Origin of the sequence: Pectobacterium cacticida (assembly GCF_036885195.1) — a bacterium.
GTDB lineage: Bacteria > Pseudomonadota > Gammaproteobacteria > Enterobacterales > Enterobacteriaceae > Pectobacterium > Pectobacterium cacticida.
In genome coordinates this window covers 2,948,053-2,966,390 of sequence record NZ_CP133656.1, presented here as the reverse complement: position 1 = coordinate 2,966,390, position 18,338 = coordinate 2,948,053, and the positions used below count along the sequence as shown (strand labels likewise).

The 18,338-nt window shown below is 49.6% G+C and carries 20 protein-coding genes, 1 tRNA gene and 1 pseudogene; 9 read left to right on the top strand and 13 right to left on the bottom strand.

All coding sequences use genetic code 11. From position 1 onward, the window contains the following. Positions 1 to 27: 27 nt before the first annotated feature. Positions 28 to 783 (bottom strand): hydroxyacylglutathione hydrolase, encoded by a 756-nt coding sequence (gene gloB, locus RFN81_RS13620; RefSeq protein ID WP_264496337.1) that lies wholly within the window; start codon positions 781 to 783, stop codon positions 28 to 30. A gap of 42 nt (positions 784 to 825) precedes the next feature. On the opposite strand from gloB, the gene RFN81_RS13615 reads away from it, so the two are divergent. Next, on the top strand, positions 826 to 1,539 hold the full coding sequence (locus RFN81_RS13615; protein WP_264496336.1) for a class I SAM-dependent methyltransferase: 714 nt from the start codon (positions 826 to 828) through the stop codon (positions 1,537 to 1,539). A 1-nt stretch (position 1,540) separates the two neighbouring features. Here the strand turns inward: RFN81_RS13615 and rnhA are convergent. After that, positions 1,541 to 2,112, bottom strand: a pseudogene (gene rnhA / locus RFN81_RS13610) (ribonuclease HI). Here rnhA and dnaQ point away from each other — a divergent pair. Next, on the top strand, positions 2,066 to 2,803 hold the full coding sequence (gene dnaQ / locus RFN81_RS13605; protein WP_264496335.1) for a DNA polymerase III subunit epsilon: 738 nt from the start codon (positions 2,066 to 2,068) through the stop codon (positions 2,801 to 2,803). The pseudogene rnhA and the gene dnaQ sit on opposite strands and share 47 nt — an antisense overlap. A gap of 164 nt (positions 2,804 to 2,967) precedes the next feature. Beyond that, a tRNA-Asp gene (locus tag RFN81_RS13600) sits at positions 2,968 to 3,044 on the top strand. 109 nt (positions 3,045 to 3,153) lie between these two features. Here RFN81_RS13600 and nrdF read toward each other — a convergent pair. From nrdF to nrdH, 4 genes are read right to left on the bottom strand one after another with little or no spacing between them, the layout of a single operon-like run. Further along, positions 3,154 to 4,116, bottom strand: coding sequence for a class 1b ribonucleoside-diphosphate reductase subunit beta (nrdF, locus tag RFN81_RS13595; RefSeq protein WP_264496334.1), 963 nt, complete (start codon positions 4,114 to 4,116; stop codon positions 3,154 to 3,156). A 24-nt stretch (positions 4,117 to 4,140) separates the two neighbouring features. After that, complete coding sequence (gene nrdE, locus RFN81_RS13590) at positions 4,141 to 6,306, bottom strand: class 1b ribonucleoside-diphosphate reductase subunit alpha (protein ID WP_378928580.1); 2,166 nt, start codon at positions 6,304 to 6,306, stop codon at positions 4,141 to 4,143. Then, complete coding sequence (gene nrdI, locus RFN81_RS13585; RefSeq protein WP_264496333.1) at positions 6,285 to 6,692, bottom strand: class Ib ribonucleoside-diphosphate reductase assembly flavoprotein NrdI; 408 nt, start codon at positions 6,690 to 6,692, stop codon at positions 6,285 to 6,287. Before nrdI ends, nrdE begins: the two co-directional genes overlap by 22 nt. 9 nt (positions 6,693 to 6,701) lie before the next feature. Further along, complete coding sequence (gene nrdH, locus RFN81_RS13580) at positions 6,702 to 6,941, bottom strand: glutaredoxin-like protein NrdH (RefSeq protein WP_039352306.1); 240 nt, start codon at positions 6,939 to 6,941, stop codon at positions 6,702 to 6,704. Between the two features lie 498 nt (positions 6,942 to 7,439). Here nrdH and RFN81_RS13575 point away from each other — a divergent pair, with 498 nt between their 5' ends. After that, complete coding sequence (locus tag RFN81_RS13575) at positions 7,440 to 7,619, top strand: hypothetical protein (protein WP_264496332.1); 180 nt, start codon at positions 7,440 to 7,442, stop codon at positions 7,617 to 7,619. A 30-nt stretch (positions 7,620 to 7,649) separates the two neighbouring features. On the opposite strand, the gene speD is transcribed toward RFN81_RS13575, so the two are convergent. From speD to RFN81_RS13560, 3 genes are all read right to left on the bottom strand, one after another. Then, positions 7,650 to 8,444 (bottom strand): adenosylmethionine decarboxylase, encoded by a 795-nt coding sequence (speD, locus tag RFN81_RS13570; RefSeq protein ID WP_264496331.1) that lies wholly within the window; start codon positions 8,442 to 8,444, stop codon positions 7,650 to 7,652. A gap of 45 nt (positions 8,445 to 8,489) precedes the next feature. Beyond that, positions 8,490 to 9,353: a polyamine aminopropyltransferase gene (gene speE, locus RFN81_RS13565; RefSeq protein ID WP_264496330.1), complete on the bottom strand. Its 864-nt coding sequence runs from the start codon at positions 9,351 to 9,353 to the stop codon at positions 8,490 to 8,492. A gap of 119 nt (positions 9,354 to 9,472) precedes the next feature. Beyond that, the gene (locus RFN81_RS13560; RefSeq protein ID WP_264496329.1) at positions 9,473 to 9,820 is read right to left on the bottom strand and encodes a YacC family pilotin-like protein; all 348 of its coding nucleotides are present in this window, start codon (positions 9,818 to 9,820) and stop codon (positions 9,473 to 9,475) included. A gap of 294 nt (positions 9,821 to 10,114) precedes the next feature. On the opposite strand from RFN81_RS13560, the gene RFN81_RS13555 reads away from it, so the two are divergent. The 3 genes from RFN81_RS13555 to hpt all read left to right on the top strand — a co-directional run bounded on the left by RFN81_RS13555 (position 10,115) and on the right by hpt (position 13,486). After that, positions 10,115 to 11,716, top strand: a complete 1,602-nt coding sequence (locus tag RFN81_RS13555) for an ABC transporter permease (protein WP_264496328.1) — start codon at positions 10,115 to 10,117, stop codon at positions 11,714 to 11,716. A gap of 4 nt (positions 11,717 to 11,720) precedes the next feature. Further along, a complete protein-coding gene (locus tag RFN81_RS13550) occupies positions 11,721 to 12,788 on the top strand; it encodes an ABC transporter ATP-binding protein (protein ID WP_264496327.1) in 1,068 nt (355 codons plus the stop codon). A 164-nt stretch (positions 12,789 to 12,952) separates the two neighbouring features. After that, positions 12,953 to 13,486: a hypoxanthine phosphoribosyltransferase gene (gene hpt, locus RFN81_RS13545; protein WP_264498979.1), complete on the top strand. Its 534-nt coding sequence runs from the start codon at positions 12,953 to 12,955 to the stop codon at positions 13,484 to 13,486. 59 nt (positions 13,487 to 13,545) lie between these two features. On the opposite strand, the gene can is transcribed toward hpt, so the two are convergent. Beyond that, a complete protein-coding gene (gene can / locus RFN81_RS13540) occupies positions 13,546 to 14,187 on the bottom strand; it encodes a carbonate dehydratase (RefSeq protein ID WP_264496326.1) in 642 nt (213 codons plus the stop codon). 138 nt (positions 14,188 to 14,325) lie between these two features. Between can and RFN81_RS13535 the strand changes: the two genes are divergently transcribed. Together RFN81_RS13535 and RFN81_RS13530 are read left to right on the top strand one after the other, a co-directional pair. Further along, the gene (locus RFN81_RS13535; RefSeq protein WP_264496325.1) at positions 14,326 to 15,264 is read left to right on the top strand and encodes an ABC transporter ATP-binding protein; all 939 of its coding nucleotides are present in this window, start codon (positions 14,326 to 14,328) and stop codon (positions 15,262 to 15,264) included. After that, a complete protein-coding gene (locus RFN81_RS13530) occupies positions 15,261 to 16,031 on the top strand; it encodes an ABC transporter permease (RefSeq protein ID WP_264496324.1) in 771 nt (256 codons plus the stop codon). The genes RFN81_RS13535 and RFN81_RS13530 overlap by 4 nt, the downstream gene beginning before the upstream one ends. 56 nt (positions 16,032 to 16,087) lie before the next feature. On the opposite strand, the gene panD is transcribed toward RFN81_RS13530, so the two are convergent. The 3 genes from panD to panB form a co-directional block, all read right to left on the bottom strand. Continuing rightward, positions 16,088 to 16,468: an aspartate 1-decarboxylase gene (gene panD, locus RFN81_RS13525; protein ID WP_264496323.1), complete on the bottom strand. Its 381-nt coding sequence runs from the start codon at positions 16,466 to 16,468 to the stop codon at positions 16,088 to 16,090. A 16-nt stretch (positions 16,469 to 16,484) separates the two neighbouring features. Then, a complete protein-coding gene (panC, locus tag RFN81_RS13520; RefSeq protein ID WP_264496322.1) occupies positions 16,485 to 17,339 on the bottom strand; it encodes a pantoate--beta-alanine ligase in 855 nt (284 codons plus the stop codon). A 95-nt stretch (positions 17,340 to 17,434) separates the two neighbouring features. Further along, a complete protein-coding gene (gene panB / locus RFN81_RS13515) occupies positions 17,435 to 18,229 on the bottom strand; it encodes a 3-methyl-2-oxobutanoate hydroxymethyltransferase (RefSeq protein WP_264496321.1) in 795 nt (264 codons plus the stop codon). Positions 18,230 to 18,338: the final 109 nt, after the last annotated feature.

The window sequence follows — 18,338 nt, the reverse complement described above, 5'->3', positions numbered from 1 at the left end:
ATTAAAGGAATTGCACAACCTAAACCTTTAGAAGTGGTCTTTCTTGCTGCGTAGTCGCTCAAAAGCTTGCCAGTCCTCTATATTCTCAGGTCCAATTGATAATTTTCTTTTTAAATCATATTCATGACAGCGAAGGAATAGATTGATTTTTCTCTCCAGTCCTAGTGTTGTAGGTAAGCTAGGCTGTGATTTTTCTCTTATCTGACTGATTTTATGGAGGTAAGCTGAGATAGATGGATCTTCAGGCCATATTGCATTAGAAAATTTTAAGTTTGATAGCGTATATTCATGAGCGCAGCATATGACGGTATCATCTGGCAATTTCGCTATTTTTTGAATAGAATCAAATAATTGTTTTGCAGTGCCTTCAAATGTTCTGCCGCATCCTGCTGAGAATAATGTATCGCCACAGAATAAAAATGGTGCATTGTAGTAAGCAACATGTCCCAATGTGTGACCTGGCACCGCGATTACAGAAAATTCCGAATTTAACAATGGAACGATATCTCCTTCCCCAATCAGTTCTGTCGCACCGCATTTAGCGGTTTCTTTTGGACCAAATATGGGTAAGTAAGGGTAATGCTTAAGTATTTTACCTATTCCCCCAACATGGTCGCTATGGTGGTGAGTGAGCAAAATGGCTTCAGGCGTCAATGAGTGTTGTTCGAGTGCATTAAGCACCGGAACGCCTTCCCCAGGGTCGACGATGACACAGCGATTATCTTTATTACAAAGCAGCCAAATGTAGTTGTCCTGGAGTGCGGGGATACTGATAAGATTCATTCATCACCTCTTTTATTCATAGCCTGAGGACGAGAACAGAAAATGAAATCGGCACGCATCCCTCAGACCAATATTGCACCTGATTCATGGAATGATATCACTGGTGGGCAGTTTTATCGCGAGTCGCTTGAGTTAATGCTGTTACCATGGTGGCCGAAAATCTTTGGTTTTCATCTCATCAAGGTTGGCGCGTTGAGTGCGGAAATTCGCGTGACAGAATGTACGATCGCGCATCAGGTAAATGTTGCGCCACGTGGGGAAAATCTACAGGTAATCGCCGATGCGCATCAACTACCGTTTTCTGAAAAGTCCATTGATGCTTGTCTTCTTGCGCAAACGCTATCTTATGCCTCTGATCCACACCGGGTTTTACGTGAAGTAGACCGTGTATTGATCGATGATGGCTGGTTAATTTTGAGTTCATTTAACCCGATCAGCTTGGTTGGGCTAGGCAAACTGCTTCCCTGGCTAAATAAAAAGCATCCTTATTGTAGCCGTATGTTTACACAAATGCGTATCATGGATTGGTTAGGGCTTCTAAACTACGAAGTTGTTCATCACACTCATTTTCATGTTACGCCATGGCGAAGAAATAAGGGGAAGCTAAATAAGCATATTCCGATGTTGGGATGCCTGACGTTGATTATCGCGCGTAAGCGCACCATCCCACTGACATTTACCCCGATGAGAGCGCGTTTGCGTAATGCCTCAGTACGCCGTCCAGTCGGTGCAACAAAGATATTTCGGCAGAGGTGATTTACTCTGCTTGTGTTTGATAACCGATATCATCGAGTGTGGGGGAATTCGCAGCGGCGCGAGCGAGTTCATCACAGCGTTCATTTTCCGGATGGCCAGCGTGCCCTTTCACCCATTCCCAGCGTACGGAATGGCGTTGAATCGCAGTATCTAGCCTTTTCCAGAGATCGACATTTTTAACGGTTTTTTTATCTGTGGTTTTCCAGCCACGCTTTTTCCAGTTATGGATCCAACTTGTGATTCCCTGGCGAACATATTGGCTATCTGTGCTAAGTATGACATCGCAGTCACTGGTAAGAGATTCAAGTGCTACGATAGCGGCCATGAGTTCCATCCTGTTATTGGTCGTAAGACGATAGCCTGCACTTAGTGTTTTTTCATGCTGCCTATAACGTAGCAGGACGCCGTAGCCGCCGGGGCCGGGGTTCCCGAGGCAGGATCCATCGGTGAAAATTTCTACCTGTTTGCGCATCTCTGGTAGACTCTCCCTTATGATAAAACGATAAGTCTGACATAAACGAAAACGATGAGCACTGAAATTACACGACAAATCGTCCTGGATACAGAAACCACCGGTATGAATAAACTGGGGGTTCACTACGAAGGGCATAAAATTATCGAAATCGGTGCGGTTGAAGTGATTAACCGCCGTCTGACAGGTCGTCATTTTCATGTTTATATCAAACCCGATCGTTTGGTCGATCCTGAAGCCTATAACGTGCACGGTATCAGCGATGAATTTCTCGCCGATAAGCCGACTTACGCGGAGATTGCGGATGATTTTCTCGACTTCATCCGTGGTGCCGAGCTTGTCATTCATAATGCGATGTTTGATATCGGCTTTATGGATTATGAATTTCGCTTGTTGAATCGGGATATCCCCAAGACCGAGACATTCTGTAAAATTACCGACAGCCTGCTGATGGCGAGAAGGCTCTTTCCCGGCAAACGAAACAGTTTGGATGCGCTCTGCGATCGTTATCAGATAGACAACAGTAAGCGTACGCTGCATGGCGCATTGCTCGATGCTGAGATACTGGCGGAAGTTTATCTGGCAATGACGGGCGGTCAAACGTCCCTGGCTTTTTCGATGGAAGGTGAACCACAACAGAAGAATGAGAATATCGAAACGATCCAGAGAGTTGCTCGTCCGCAATCGGCGTTAAAGGTGATTTACGCAAATCAGGAGGAGCTACTCGCACATGAACAACGTCTGGATTTGATTGCTAAAAAAGGCGGTAGTTGCCTATGGCGTGCTGATTAGTTTACATTTCGCGTATTATTTGACGACACGTCGAATCCGAGTAGGCATCGGGTAATAAAAAAACAGTCAGTCGAAATTGTAAGCAAACAGAAACGGTTAGTTATAAAAAGCATTGACCTAATAGTAACATCATCTTAGTATTCATCCGCCCGTTAGGGATGAGTGGAGCGGTAGTTCAGTTGGTTAGAATACCTGCCTGTCACGCAGGGGGTCGCGGGTTCGAGTCCCGTCCGTTCCGCCACTTATTATGAAGGCCCTGAATCAGAAATGGTTCAGGGTTTTTTCATTTCTGAGTTTATCGAAAAAAAGCGGTAGAAAATGCGGCCACCCGGAAAACAGTGGCCGTTTTTTTAGAAATCCCAATCTTCATCTTCAGTATTAACGGCTTTACCAATGACATAAGAGGAACCGGAGCCGGAAAAGAAATCGTGGTTCTCATCCGCGTTTGGCGATAGCGCCGAGAGAATAGCGGGATTCACATCCGTCATACTGGCAGGGAACAGCGCTTCATAGCCCAGATTCATCAGTGCTTTGTTCGCGTTATAGTGGAGGAATTTTTTCACATCTTCCGTCCAGCCAACGCCGTCATAGAGTTCCTGCGTGTATAACACCTCGTTGTCGTACAAATCCTGTAGCAGATCGTAGGCAAAATTTTTCACCTGCTGCTGACGAGCAGGATCGGCTTTCGCCAGTCCGCGCTGGAATTTGTAGCCAATGTAGTAACCGTGTACCGCCTCGTCGCGGATGATTAGCCGGATTAAATCCGCCGTGTTGGTCAGTTTGGCGCGGCTTGACCAGTACATCGGCAGGTAGAACCCAGAGTAGAACAGAAACGACTCCAGAAACACGCTGGCGACTTTCTTCATCAGCGGATCGTCACTGCGGTAGTGCGACAGAATAATGTCGGATTTCTTTTGTAGCGCCGGGTTCTCTTCGCTCCAGCGATAGGCATCATCCACTTCGCTGGTGAGACACAGCGTCGAGAAAATAGAGCTGTACGAGCGGGCATGAACGGCCTCCATGAAACTAATGTTCGATAGCACGGCTTCTTCATGCGGCGTCACGGCATCCGGCATGAGCGTTGGTGCGCCCAGCGTATTTTGGATGGTGTCCAGCAGCGTCAAACCGGTGAATACACGAATCGTCAACTGACGCTCGCGGGCATTCAACGTACTCCACGATGGAATATCGTTAGAGAGCGGCACCTTTTCGGGTAGCCAGAAATTTGAGGTTAGTCGGTTCCAGACTTCCAAATCTTTGTCGTCTTCAATTTTGTTCCAGTTAATCGCCTGGATGCGAGTGAGTGCGGTCATGCTTCGATTTCCTTCCGCGCTGGCTTAGAGCGCACAGGACACACAGCCCTGAACTTCGGTGCCTTCCAGCGCCATCTGCCGTATGCGAATGTAATAAATAGTCTTTATGCCTTTTGTCCAGGCGTAGATCTGCGCTTTATTGATGTCACGCGTGGTGGCGGTATCACGGAAAAACAGCGTCAGCGACAGCCCCTGATCGACGTGCTGCGTGGCGGCGGCATAGGTGTCGATTATCTTCTGCGGCCCAATTTCATAGGCATCCTGGTAATACTCCAGATTGTCATTGTTCATGTAAGGCGCGGGGTAGTAAACGCGACCAATCTTACCTTCTTTACGAATTTCAATACGTGACACAATTGGGTGGATGCTGGACGTCGAGTGGTTGATATACGAAATTGAACCGGTCGGTGGAACAGCCTGTAAATTCTGGTTATAGATGCCATGCGTCATAACGGATTCGCGCAGCGTTATCCAGTCCTGCTGAGTCGGTATGTGAATGCCGGCTTGTACAAACAGTTCACGGGCGCGCTCGGTTGTAGGTTCCCAGCGCTGTTCGATATATTTGTCGAAATATTCGCCCGTGGCGTATTTGGAGAGTTCAAAACCGGAGAAACGCTGGTTCCGCTCCATGGCTAACATATTCGATGCCCGAATCGCGTGGAAAGCGACGGTGTAAAAATAGAGATTGGTAAAATCGATGGCTTCTTCCGTACCGTAAAAAATACGCTCTTTCGCCAGATAACCGTGCAGGTTCATTTGTCCTAAACCAATCGCATGGGATTCGTCGTTGCCTTTTTCGATGGATGGCACGGAACGGATGTGGCTCATATCGGAGACCGCGGTCAGGGCGCGAATTGCTATTTCAACGGTTTTTCCGAAATCGGGCGAAGCCATCGCGTTGGCAATATTCATCGAACCGAGGTTACAGGAGATGTCTTTGCCAATGTGGCGATAGCTGAGATCGTCATCGTACAGGCTGGCGTCGTTGACCTGCAAAATCTCAGAGCACAGGTTACTCATATTGATGCGTCCGTGAATCGGATTCGCGCGATTCACCGTATCCTCAAACATCATGTAGGGATAACCGGACTCGAACTGGATCTCGGCAAGGATCTGGAAGAATTCACGCGCCTTGATTTGGGATTTGCGGATGCGCTTGTCGTTAACCATCTCGTGGTATTTCTCGGTAACGCTGATTTCCGACAGCGGCACGCCATAAACCTGTTCGACATCATAAGGCGAGAATAGATACATCACCTGATTATGCTTAGCCAGTTGGAACGTGATATCGGGAATGACCACCCCTAAAGACAGCGTTTTGATACGAATTTTCTCATCGGCATTTTCCCGCTTGGTATCGAGAAAACGTAGAATATCCGGATGATGCGCATGCAGGTAAACCGCGCCAGCACCCTGACGGGCACCGAGCTGGTTGGCGTAGGAGAACGCGTCTTCGAGCATTTTCATGATCGGAATAATGCCGGACGACTGGTTTTCGATACGCTTGATCGGCGCACCGGTTTCGCGGATGTTAGTGAGCATAAACGCCACGCCGCCGCCGCGTTTGGAGAGCTGAAGCGCGGAATTAATTGCTCGTCCAATCGACTCCATATTGTCTTCAATGCGCAGCAGGAAGCAGGAAACCAGTTCGCCGCGCTGCTTTTTACCGCAGTTGAGGAACGTAGGCGTGGCAGGCTGGAAGCGTCCGCTAATAATCTCGTCAACTAACGCGCTCGCCAATGCCGTGTCACCTTTAGCGAGGGTTAGCGCCACAAGGCAGACGCGATCTTCGTAGCGCTCCAGATAACGCTTGCCGTCAAAGGTTTTAAGCGTGTAGCCGGTATAGTATTTGAAAGCGCCCAGAAACGTTTGGAAACGGAATTTGTGAGCATAGGCCTGTTTGAAAAGGCGCTTGATGAAATCGAAGCTGTATTGATCCAGCACTTCCGCTTCGTAGTAGCCTTCTTCAACTAAATAACGCAGTTTTTCTTCCAGATTGTGGAAGAACACGGTGTTCTGGTTGACGTGTTGTAGGAAATAACGGCGTGCCGCGAGCTTATCCATTTCGAACTGGATGTTCCCCTCTGCATCAAAGAGGTTCAGCATCGCGTTTAGCGCATGATAATCGAGCGCATGGATCTCCGCGTCGGTCTTGATTGTCTGCGCACTTATGTGGTCTGTTGTTGCCAAAATTCAATGACTCCCCTACGCACGTTTGCAACGTCTTCCGCCGTGCCGAGCAATTCAAAGCGGTACAGGTAAGGCACCTGGCATTTCTGCGCAATGATGTCGCCGGCGATGCAATACGCTGCACCGAAATTAGTATTGCCTGCGGCAATCACACCGCGCAGATAAGCGCGATTGTGCGGATCGTTGAGAAAGATGATGACCTGGCGCGGCACGGCCCCTTTGGTGCTGCCTCCGCCATAGCTGGGGACAACCAGAATATAGGGGCGATCAACTTTCAATGCAGGCTGTTCTGTCGCTATCGGGATTCTCAGGGCTGGCAAGCCAACCCTGGAAATGAAGCGATGCGTGTTTTCCGACTGGCTGGAGAAATAGACCAGCGGGTTCATATTGCCCCCTTACTGCAATTGCAAGGCAGCGTTCAACGTACTGATCTTATCCGGGCGGAATCCGCTCCAATGGTCGTCGGCCGTCATCACGACGGGCACCTGCTGATAGCCCAACGCTCTTACCTGCTGTAACGCCTGTTCATCTTCAGTTAAGTCAACCAGTTGATAGTGAATGCCTTGCTTATCCAGCGCACGACATGTGGCGTTGCATTGAACACAATCTGGCTTAGTGAAAATAGTAATACGCATGATTCGTATTTACCCTTTGGCGTGAAAGAAGTATGTCGGAGCGGCTATCCTCAGGGTAGGCGTACCCGAGCCGATCCACTTGGTAGCGACGCATTACGCGAGCGCCACACAAAGAATACTAGATGTAGGTGTTTTAAATTTCAACCACACAAGATATATGATTTTTAGTTGACCTTAGACGAATTGATGCAAACCCAGATGCCGCAAGGCTGGCAGAAAATGCAAGTAAAAAATGCAGAAAGAAATAAATGTGATGCGCATCATTTTTGACGAAATAGTGTGCGACGAAATGAAGGGTAATGTGGGAATGACAAAAGCCAACATGACTAATCCAGCTTTCCTTTGGTAAAAGCTGGCTTCTTAGTAACGCTTTTTATGCCGAATAAGAGATAGTTTCGTGCGCAATGATACCGTCATTTTCATGCTACTTCATAGCATGCGCCCGACGCAGGGCGCTCAGTCGCCGCCGCCCTGCGAACCCAGGCTTCCGGCTAAATTATGCCGCTACGCGGTTCCAGCGGTGTCCATGCCCGCTTTTCGAGCCGCCAGCGACATGCTCCCGGCATGGCGCTGGCTTTCGCGACGTCCTGTCGCTCACTCGGCGGTCAAGCGCACCGCTGCATAATTTTTACGCCGGATAACGGCAAAATCCTCGATGCCCCTTATATTTGTGACTAAGAGACAGCCCTGTGAGGTGAGAGGTATCGATTAGATCACGGGCAGGTTTCTGCCGTAATAAATTTCCTGCATTTCGTGATACAGCAGATCGGTAATCCTTTTCCGTTCAGCCGCGCTGAGTTCTTCGGGGTTGACGTTGAACAAGTAATGCTTGAGGTCGAAATCTTTTAATAGCATCTTGGTATGGAAAATATTTTCCTGATACACATTGACGTCCATCATGTGATAGAGCGCTTTCATGTCCTCGGACATGAAGTTTTGAATTGAATTGATCTGATGGTCAATAAAATGTTTTATGCCATTGACATCACGTGTGAATCCTCGCACACGGTAGTCGATAGTCACAATATCGGATTCAAGCTGGTGGATAAGATAGTTCAGCGCCTTTAGCGGTGAAATCACGCCACAGGTAGACACTTCGATATCCGCGCGGAAAGTACAGAGCCCGCCCTCTGGATGGCTTTCTGGATAGGTATGAACACAAATATGGCTTTTATCCAGATGGGCAACGACGGAGTTGGGCAGTGGCCCTGGGTGCTCCGAGGTATCAACATCTCGTGGGTCAATGGGTTCTTCGCTGACCAGAATGGTCACGCTAGCGCCTTGTGGTTCATAGTCCTGACGCGCGATGTTAAGGATGTTGGCGCCGATAATTGAGCAGGTTTCAGTGAGGATTTCTGTTAAACGGTTAGCGTTATACTGTTCGTCGATATAAGCGATGTAACCTTCGCGATCGTCGGCCGTTTTGGTGTAACAGATATCATAGATACAAAAACTCAGGCTTTTCGTCAGGTTGTTAAAGCCGTGTAGTTTCAGCTTGTGCAATTTACGTCACCCCCTTGTGGTTATGCGATCACCTTAAGTGATGGATTATTGCGCATTCTGTAGCGCGCTTAACAGATACTGTGGCAGGGCAAAACTGCCAATATGAACATCAGGCGTGTAATAGCGACAGGTAATCCCTGACTGCGCAAAGCGTTGGCGCAGTGTAGTGGCGTCTATCTGGCGCAGTGCCGGGTTATTGCTGGCCCAGGCGAACGTCATAATACCGCCGTAGTACGTCGGGATCGCCGCCTGATAAAAGCTGACATCGTTGAAATAGTGGCTGAGCTTTTTATGGCTGCCGATGGCTTCATCCTGTTGCAGAAAACATACGCCATTTTGCGCGACGAAAATTCCGCCTTCATTCAGGCAGCGGGCGCAACCCTGATAAAAATCGGAGGTGAACAGGCTTTCGCCGGGGCCGATGGGGTCGGTGCAATCGGAAATGATGACGTCAAACTTGTCGCGGCACTGTCTGACGAAGTTAACGCCGTCATCAATCACCAGATTAAAACGCGGGTCGTCATAGCTACCGGCGCTGTGATCGGGCAGATACTGGCGGCAGAATTCCACCACGCCAGCATCGATCTCCACCATTGTGATATGTTCGACGCTACGATGGCGGCAGACTTCACGCAGCATACCGCCATCGCCGCCGCCGATAATCAGGACGCGTTTAGCGTTACCGTGTGACAGTAGCGGAACGTGGGTGAGCATTTCATGATAGATAAATTCATCGCGCTCGGTGGTTTGTACCACGCCGTCAAGCGCCATTACACGGCCTAATGCGCTATTTTCGAAGATGATAAGATCTTGATGTTCGGTCTGCTCGTGATACAGCACGCGATCGATCGAAAAATATTGGCCAAAGTTGGCATGTAGCGTTTCATACCAAATTTCTTTTTGGGACATGTTAGGGCTTCCTCCGCGATAACAGCCATGAAAATTGGCGCGCCATCATAGCCGACTCTTTTGCTGCTTGCACGGTCAAATTTCAGTCAGCGCGGAGGAAGAAGATAAAAAAAGGGAAATTACTGTGCGTAGGAGAGTAAACCGAGCGAATTACGCGCCAAAGACTGGCATTTTTTCGGTGTTGGGATAGCGATTTTACTGAGATCGCGATAGCTGTCTTCACCCAGCGCCGTCATATCGTAAGCGTTGTAATTGCTGAGATCCCAGCGATTTTGTTGAGCAAAAGCGATCAACGTCCGACGAATCTGTTCATTCGGTAGATCTTGATAGCCGCAGTGATTTTTCAGATAAACAAAGATCGCGGTCAGATCGGCCAGATCTTCCGCTTCAAATTCATTCAACGCCTTGCTGGCGGAGGAGAAGCTCATCAGGCTTAGCAGAAGCAGAGCCAGCGCGGGGGTTTTCATGGTTAAACCTGTTCCAGATATCGTCAGATGACGTTATCACAGATACCCCATAAGGTTCCAAATTTTCTTGTGGGAAACATCCGATGATGATAAGAAACCCGCAAAGGAAATAGGGGAAACTAATAAAAATAATTATTTGATATATATGGCATTTGTTTTTCTGATTACGAATGATAACGATCATCTCGCGTTAATCACAAGATTAACGCGCATTTATCGCGGTTTGATAAAGTGACGCCGCCGTCAGGCTCTGTTATTAATAACAGCGATCTCATCTAATATAGTTTCTAATCTATGATTTCCGGTGCATGGCGTGTCAGTAGCGGGTTGTTGGCGGGGCTATTACTGCTTCCTTTAGTCGCGGTCTTTTATCAGGCCTTTTTTGCCGATGGGCAGGGGTTTGCTCAACTATGGCAAACCGGGTTACCCACCTACCTGATACATTCTGCGACGATTATGTTGGCAACACTCTTCTTCAGCCTGCTGTTTGGTGCGCCTTCGGCCTGGTTTATCGCGCTGTACCGTTTTCCCGGTCATCGCGTGTTGCAGTGGGCGCTTTGCCTACCGTTCGCTATGCCTGCATTCCTGCTCGCTTATCTTTATATCGATGCCTTACGTGAAGGCGGGATACTAATCGATTTATCACGACAGGAATCTACTATTACCGCGCAGCCGGTTTTACTTCTTTACGCGAGCCTGATACTCGCGCTCGTGTGGTATCCCTACATTTACCTGTTGGTGCGCGATACGTTGTTGAAACTGCCCGCCAGCATGATTCATTCGGCGCATCTGCTGAACCAGACGCGCGCTCAGGTTCTCCGCCGTGTGTGCATGCCGATAGCGCTGCCGGCGCTGGCTTGCGGTGGCGCGCTGGTGGTGATTGAAGCTTTAGGCGATTATGGGGCGGCGGCTTATCTTGGCATTCCAACCATAACAACGCAGGTGCTGGATACCTGGCAGATGCAGGGCGACCTCGGGGCCTCGGCACGGCTTAGTGTGCTGATTTTACCTACAACTGTTCTCCTGGTCTTTCTGGTCAATCGCTGGCGCCGCCAGCAACGTATATATCACGCTCAACTAACGTCCTCCCCGGTGGCGCCACCCGTGTTAAGCGGGTGGCGCGGCAGGATGGTGTGTGGTTACTGCTGGAGCCTTGTTTGCCTGTCGTTCCTGTTCCCTATTCTGTATCTATTATTTGTGGCGATGCGCCATACCAAAACAGTATGGGATAGCACATTCCTCCAGGCGGCAATGAATAGTCTGATCGTGTCCTCCATCGCTACGGCTACCATTGCGCTGATGTCGCTGTCATTTATCTTTTACAGGCGTACGGCGGGCGCATTTGCCAATCAAACGTCGGTTCGGTTAATTAACCTGAGCGTTGCATTACCCGGTGTGGTGATAGCTGTTGGGATGTGTATTCTACTGTCGGCGATAACGAACGGGATTAACTTAATTGTTCACGCTATCGGGGAACCTGTTACGGCGGCCTCGCCAGCGGTGCCGCTGCTAATTCTCGTGTTGGCTTATTGCGCTAAGTTTGGGCGTCTGATGTTAGAGAGTCTTGAGCGCAGCATGGACGCCATTCCACGGTCGTTAGACGGCACAAGCCTTGTACTGGGCGCATCTCCCTTCAGCCGCTGGTCACGCGTGCATATTCCGCTGCTGCGTCGCAGCCTCTTTATCGGGGCGCTGCTGATCTTTACGGAAAGCATGAAAGAGCTGAATATTTCGCTATTGTTGCGTCCTTTTGGGATTGATACGTTGGCCACGGCAGTTTTTCGCTTAACGACGAGTGAGCAGATCGCGTCATTTGCTTTTTCTGCACTGGGGCTGGTAGCGGTGGGGCTTATTCCTGTTTTTTGGCTGAATCGTGCACTAAATATAAAAGGATAATCATATGGCCACGTCGAGAGATATTCTCAGCGTGCAGTCGGTAAGCTGTACGTTGCAGCAATCCCCTGTGTTGGAGAACATCTCATTTGCCGTACGCGCCGATGAGACAATCTGCCTGTTAGGCAGAAACGGCTGCGGTAACACCTTACTATTGCACGCGATCGCTGGTTTGATGCCGATTACCCAAGGCAAGATTTTGCTGGAAGGGGAACCCATCAGTTCACCGCAAGAATATGTTTTACCCGAATTGCGCCAGATTGGCCTGATTTTTCATGATTATGCCCTTTTTCCGCATTTGACGGTGGAAGGCAACATCGCGTTTGGACTCTATGGGCGTCCGGAAAATGAGGTGCAGTCAATCTGCGCGGAGATGCTGTTACTGTTGCAACTGGATGCTGTCGCCGCGCGTTATCCGCATGAACTCTCTAATGAGCGGCAACAGCGTTTGGCTATTGCCCGCGCGCTGGCTTGTGACCCGAAGCTATTATTGCTGGACGAACCTTTTTCAGGTTTAGACAGCCAGACCCGTTATCGCCTCATTACCGAATTACGACAAATTCTCAAACAGCGCCATGTCGCGGCGATTTTTGCCACACATCGTCGGGAAGAAGCCTTTGCCTGCGCCGACCATTTGATCCTGCTGGATGAAGGGAAAATTATGCAGCAGGGTTATCCCTATGAGCTATATCATCGCCCGAATAGCCGCTTTGTGGCTGATTTTATGGGAAATACCAATTATCTTCCCGTGAAGATCATGAGTGACCATCAGTGGCGGAGCCCATTGGGCGATCACCATGCGACCCATCCGCTCAATCAGCCGATAGATTTGCCGTGCGATTGGATGGTACGCCCGGCAGACGTGGCGCTGGCGCTCGACCCCGATGGGCCTGCATCGATCGAAGATCGACTGTTCATGGGGACATCAAACTTGTATCGGGTGAAGCTGGGAGAATTGATGCTGCTGGTGCAGACAAGCAACTGGTTTGAGCCGGGGCAGCAGGTACGTCTAAGTATTAAGACGGATCCCCCAGTCTTGTACCCGACATTGTTGCCGACAGCATCAAGCTCATGATCCGCCTCATTGCGTGGTTTCTGCTATACTGCGCGCGCTTGGGCGTGTCTCAAACCGAATCATTCACCCCTATTTTTTAACATCAGCATGGGCGCATCATCGATAATGAGTCTGTGATATTGTCGATGGTGCTGAATACCTTACTTCAAAGAGTTATCAGTATGATGAAACATACCGTGGACGTCATGATTTCTGAGCAGGAAGTGATGGCGCGGGTTACCGAACTGGGGCAACAGATCAGCGAACACTACCGTGAGAGCGGCAGCGATATGGTGTTGGTGGGGCTACTACGCGGATCGTTTATCTTTATGGCTGATTTATGCCGGGCGATCGATGTCCCCCATGAAGTGGATTTCATGACGGCATCCAGCTATGGCAGCGGTATGAGCAGTACGCGTGACGTAAAGATTTTGAAAGATCTGGATGAAGATATTCGTGGTAAAGATGTATTGATCGTCGAAGATATTATCGACTCGGGTAATACGCTGAGCAAAGTGCGGGAAATTTTGCAACTGCGTGGGCCGAAATCGTTGGCGATTTGTACGCTGCTGGATAAACCCGAGCGCCGTGAAGTCGCCGTGAATGTGGAGTGGGTTGGTTTCTCGATCCCTGATGAGTTTGTTGTGGGTTACGGCATTGATTATGCCCAACACTATCGCCATTTACCCTATGTCGGCAAGGTTATACCGCAGGAATAGCGAACCCGATCGGGCTGATGGCGTAAGCGACGCCCCGCAAGTGGGCGCCAGCTAGCGAATCAAGACAGCGTGGAAATCGCGCGGCGATAGCGTTGTTCCAGCGTTTCCCGGTTGGTTGCCGTTACTTCCAGGTCGCGTAAGCGGCCATCCTGAATACCATACACCCAACCGTGGATCATGACCTTCTGTCCCCGCTTCCAGGCAGATTGCATAATGGTGGAGTGACCCAGGTTATACACCTGCTCGACGACGTTGATTTCACAGAGCGTATCCAGCCGCTGTTCGGGGGGTAATTCTCCCAGCAGCGAGCTATGCTTGTACCACAAATCGCGAATATGCAGCAGCCAGTTGTTGATCAACCCCAGCTCTGGGTTTTCCACCGCCGCCTGAACGCCGCCGCAGCCGTAGTGACCACAGATGATAATATGTTCAACTTCAAGTACTTCGACAGCATATTGTACAACAGATAAGCAATTGAGATCGGTGTGGATAACCAGATTGGCGACATTGCGGTGAACAAAGAGTTCACCCGGCGCAAGGCTAGTGAGGCTTTCCGCAGGTACGCGACTATCCGAACATCCAATCCATAGAAAACGGGGCCGTTGTGCCTGCGCCAGTCGTTCAAAATAGCCAGGATCCTCTTCCACCATCGTTTTAGACCAAAGCTTGTTGTTGGCGATGAGCGTTTCGATTTCTTTCATGAAAGTAAATGACCTGTAACAAACAAGGAGCAGTGGAGAGTAATATAAGGCAACATACGTCGTTTGAAAAACGATAGTTTATACTCGTCGTAACTTCGAATCTGTAGAACTCACTGATAATAAGGCAATCCATTTCTTATGACATATGCACTGGAACTGGCGCAGTTAACCAAAACCTATCCGGGAGGCGTCGAGGCGTTACGAGGAATCAACCTAAACGTAGACGCGGGGGATTTCTACGCGCTGCTGGGGCCCAATGGGGCGGGAAAATCCACCACAATTGGGATTGTCAGCTCGCTGGTGAATAAAACCGCAGGCAACGTTCGTGTTTTTGGCTACGACCTTGAGTTAGATAAGGTGAATGCTAAACGCCAGTTAGGGCTGGTTCCGCAGGAATTTAACTTCAACCCGTTCGAAACGGTATTACAGATTGTGGTCAATCAGGCGGGCTATTATGGCGTGAAACGGCAGGATGCCTTGCAAAGAGCCGAAAAGTATCTGAAACAGTTGGATTTGTGGAGTAAACGCAACGAAAAGGCGATGATGTTGTCTGGCGGAATGAAGCGCCGCCTGATGATTGCCCGTGCGTTAATGCATGAGCCGAAACTGCTGATTCTGGACGAACCAACGGCGGGTGTGGATATTGAACTCCGCCGCTCCATGTGGGGTTTTCTAAAAGAACTGAACGCACAAGGCACCACGATTATCCTGACGACACACTATCTGGAAGAGGCGGAAATGCTGTGCCGTAATATCGGGATCATCCAGCGGGGAGAGCTGGTGGAAAATACCTCTATGAAGCAGCTGCTTGCTCAACTGAAGTCCGAGACATTTATTTTTGATTTAGCGCCGAAAAGCCCGCTACCGCAGCTCGAAGGTTACGCTTTCCGCCTGATAGATACGTCAACGTTGGAAGTGGATGTGATGCGCGAACAAGGCTTAAACGCATTATTTAGTCAGCTTAGCGCACAGGGGATAACGATATTAAGCATGCGCAATAAAGCGAACCGGCTGGAAGAGTTGTTTGTCACATTAGTGAACGGGAACGGGGTGAATCGTAAGGGAGAAAAAGCATGATACAGTTGTATTGGGTGGCGCTACAAAGTATCTGGGTTAAAGAAATCACCCGATTCGGCCGGATCTGGATCCAGACGCTGGTGCCGCCTGTGATCACCATGACGTTGTATTTTATTATTTTTGGTAATCTGATAGGGTCGCGTATTGGTGAAATGCACGGTTTTAGTTACATGCAATTTATTGTGCCTGGTCTAATCATGATGGCGGTGATTACTAACGCTTATGCCAATGTTGCCTCCTCTTTTTTCAGCGCCAAGTTTCAACACAATATTGAAGAATTGCTGGTTGCCCCAGTACCAACACACGTGATCATTATGGGTTATATCGGAGGCGGGATCGCGCGCGGTGTGTGCGTTGGCGTACTGGTCACGGCCATATCCTTATTTTTCGTTCCGTTACATGTTCACGCCTGGTGGATTATTGTCCTAACGCTACTATTGACGGCGATGCTATTTTCTCTGGCGGGGTTACTGAATGCGGTCTTCGCCAAGACCTTTGATGATATTAGCCTGATCCCGACGTTTGTGTTGACGCCGCTGACCTATCTGGGCGGGGTGTTTTACTCGCTGACGCTATTGCCGCCATTCTGGCAGGATGTCTCTAAACTGAATCCGGTGGTGTATATGATCAGCGGCTTTCGTTACGGCTTTCTTGGGGTTCAAGACGTCCCGCTGCTGTTTACGATGTCGGTGTTGATCGCCTTTATTGTGGTATTTTATCTGTTGGTGTGGTGGTTGATCGAACGCGGACGCGGGCTGCGGACGTAGCTGTCGGCGTTGTATTCATATAGGCGGTGGTAACACCGCCTTTTGCTTATTAGCGATTAGGCTACCTGAACCGGAATGGCTTTTGCCTTGCGTTGCAACTCGTTATCGCCAGAAAAATAGGCTACTTTGGGGTGATGTTCTCTGGCCTGTTCGTCGGGCATCTGTACGTAGGAACAGATAATCAGCTTGTCGCCGACACAGGCGCAGCGCGCAGCGGCGCCGTTCACCGAGATAATCCGTGAACCCCTTTCGCCAGCAATGGCATAAGTTGAGAAACGCTGACCGTTATCAACGTTGTAGATATCAATCGCTTCATATTCCAGAATGCCTGCTGCTTCCAGAAAATCCTGATCGATGGCGCAAGAGCCTTCATAATTCAAGTCAGCCTGAGTGACTTTGACCCGGTGCAGCTTGCCTTGCAGCATAGTGCGTATCATTCTTTATTACCTCGATTTATACAGTCAAATCAACCTGGTGGTTATCAATCAATCTAGCCTTGCCTAACCAGGCAGCCATCAAGATCACGGCACGCGTACTGGCGGCGCTCAATGGTTGCAGCGTATCTGCATCGCGGATAAACAGTTCATCAGGCGTAAAGCCTGCTTCGCGTAGCTTTTCTGCTGTCTGTTCCAGCAAGGTATCTATCTGGCGATCGCCTTCTTTTAATTGTGCCGACAGCGCCATCATCAGTTTATATAGCGTCGGTGCACGCTGACGCTCTTCGGCACTGAGATAGCCATTGCGTGAACTCAGAGCCAAACCGTCTTTCGCCCGCACGATAGGGACGCCAATAATATCAATGTCATACCCCATATCACGGACAAGCTGCCGAATCAGCGCTAGCTGTTGGTAATCCTTTTCACCGAAGCAAGCGACGTCCGGCTGTACCAAATTAAAGAGCTTGCTGACGATAGTAGCAACACCGCGAAAGTGACCGGGGCGGCTGGCGCCTTCCAACATAGAAGACAGGCCCGGCACATCGACAAAGGTTTGCGACGCCAGGCCATTTGGGTATATCACATCTGGGCTGGGAGCGAAAACCAGATCGGCGCCACGGCGATTCAATTTCTCGCAGTCTTCTTGCAACGTTCGCGGGTAACTGGCCAAATCATCGGGTCGCTCAAACTGCATGGGATTAACAAACACGCTGACAACAACGATATCAGCGCGCGCCCTTGCCTCATCAACTAGCGTCATATGCCCATCATGCAGATTCCCCATGGTGGGAACTAACGCAATACGTTTTCCTTCCTGTCGCCAACGACGAATTTCACGGCGCAACAGTAGAGGAGTTTCGATAATTAACACGCCCGTACTCCTTACAACAGATTGATTATGGAATGAATATCGATCGTTTAAGACCGAAATACCGGGGGCTACTGCGTTTCAGTCACCTACATGAGTTAATGAAACGAATGCGCGTCGGCCGGATAAATACCTTGTTCTACTTCTTGTACATATAACCGCACTGCGGTGCGAATATCACCACTCTGCGCCAAAAAGTTCTTGGCGAACGTGGGGGTATTGTCACCGGTAATACCTAAGGCATCGTGCATCACCAAAATCTGACCGTCGGTAACATTGCCAGCGCCAATACCGATCACCGGAATCGACAGCGCATCTGTGACGCGTTTAGCCAATGCGACGGGAACGCATTCCAGCACCAGCAACTGGGCGCCTGCGGCTTCAAGCGCGCGCGCATCGGCCAGCAATTGATTGGCATCATCTTCATTGCGCCCCTGGATTTTGTAACCACCGAAGATATTGACGGACTGCGGCGTCAGCCCTAAATGACCACACACGGGCACGGCGCGTTCCGTGAGCATGCTCACTGTCGGCGCAAGCCAGCTTCCGCCTTCCAGCTTCACCATATTGGCACCGGCGCGCATCAGTTCTGCGGCCTGACTGAAGGTTTGTTCTGGCGTGGCATAGGTCATAAAAGGCATGTCGGAGAGGACTAAGGCCTGCGGTGCGCCGCGACGGACGCACTGCGTATGATAAACAATATCGCATGTCGTCACGGGCAATGTAGAACCGTGACCCTGTACCGTCATACCCAAAGAATCACCGACCAGCATCACGCGGATGCCCTGTTCAAAAAACAGGCGAGAAAAACTGGCGTCGTAAGCGGTGATCGTGGCGAATTTCCGTTTCTCTTGTTTCCATTGGCGCAAATGGGAAATAGTCGTCGGTTTCATGACGGTCTTCCTATGTCAATAGGGTAAAACATTAAGAGAAACATTCTAATGTAAGCAGACGTGTAACGATACCTCCGTCGTATGGCAAGTAACAGAGGCGATAATGTTG

What these genes read in the sequence shown, in the direction of transcription:
- nrdI (WP_264496333.1), bottom strand. Translation starts at nt 6,692, where the DNA reads ATGAACCCGCTGGTCTATTTCTCCAGCCAGTCGGAAAACACGCATCGC.
- panB (WP_264496321.1), bottom strand. Translation starts at nt 18,229, where the DNA reads ATGAAACCGACGACTATTTCCCATTTGCGCCAATGGAAACAAGAGAAA.
- can (WP_264496326.1), bottom strand. Translation starts at nt 14,187, where the DNA reads ATGAAAGAAATCGAAACGCTCATCGCCAACAACAAGCTTTGGTCTAAA.
- RFN81_RS13535 (WP_264496325.1), top strand. Translation starts at nt 14,326, where the DNA reads ATGACATATGCACTGGAACTGGCGCAGTTAACCAAAACCTATCCGGGA.
- RFN81_RS13615 (WP_264496336.1), top strand. Translation starts at nt 826, where the DNA reads ATGAAATCGGCACGCATCCCTCAGACCAATATTGCACCTGATTCATGG.
- speE (WP_264496330.1), bottom strand. Translation starts at nt 9,353, where the DNA reads ATGTCCCAAAAAGAAATTTGGTATGAAACGCTACATGCCAACTTTGGC.
- dnaQ (WP_264496335.1), top strand. Translation starts at nt 2,066, where the DNA reads ATGAGCACTGAAATTACACGACAAATCGTCCTGGATACAGAAACCACC.
- gloB (WP_264496337.1), bottom strand. Translation starts at nt 783, where the DNA reads ATGAATCTTATCAGTATCCCCGCACTCCAGGACAACTACATTTGGCTG.
- RFN81_RS13530 (WP_264496324.1), top strand. Translation starts at nt 15,261, where the DNA reads ATGATACAGTTGTATTGGGTGGCGCTACAAAGTATCTGGGTTAAAGAA.
- RFN81_RS13555 (WP_264496328.1), top strand. Translation starts at nt 10,115, where the DNA reads ATGATTTCCGGTGCATGGCGTGTCAGTAGCGGGTTGTTGGCGGGGCTA.
- panD (WP_264496323.1), bottom strand. Translation starts at nt 16,468, where the DNA reads ATGATACGCACTATGCTGCAAGGCAAGCTGCACCGGGTCAAAGTCACT.
- RFN81_RS13575 (WP_264496332.1), top strand. Translation starts at nt 7,440, where the DNA reads ATGCCGCTACGCGGTTCCAGCGGTGTCCATGCCCGCTTTTCGAGCCGC.
- RFN81_RS13550 (WP_264496327.1), top strand. Translation starts at nt 11,721, where the DNA reads ATGGCCACGTCGAGAGATATTCTCAGCGTGCAGTCGGTAAGCTGTACG.
- nrdH (WP_039352306.1), bottom strand. Translation starts at nt 6,941, where the DNA reads ATGCGTATTACTATTTTCACTAAGCCAGATTGTGTTCAATGCAACGCC.
- hpt (WP_264498979.1), top strand. Translation starts at nt 12,953, where the DNA reads ATGAAACATACCGTGGACGTCATGATTTCTGAGCAGGAAGTGATGGCG.
- RFN81_RS13560 (WP_264496329.1), bottom strand. Translation starts at nt 9,820, where the DNA reads ATGAAAACCCCCGCGCTGGCTCTGCTTCTGCTAAGCCTGATGAGCTTC.
- nrdF (WP_264496334.1), bottom strand. Translation starts at nt 4,116, where the DNA reads ATGACCGCACTCACTCGCATCCAGGCGATTAACTGGAACAAAATTGAA.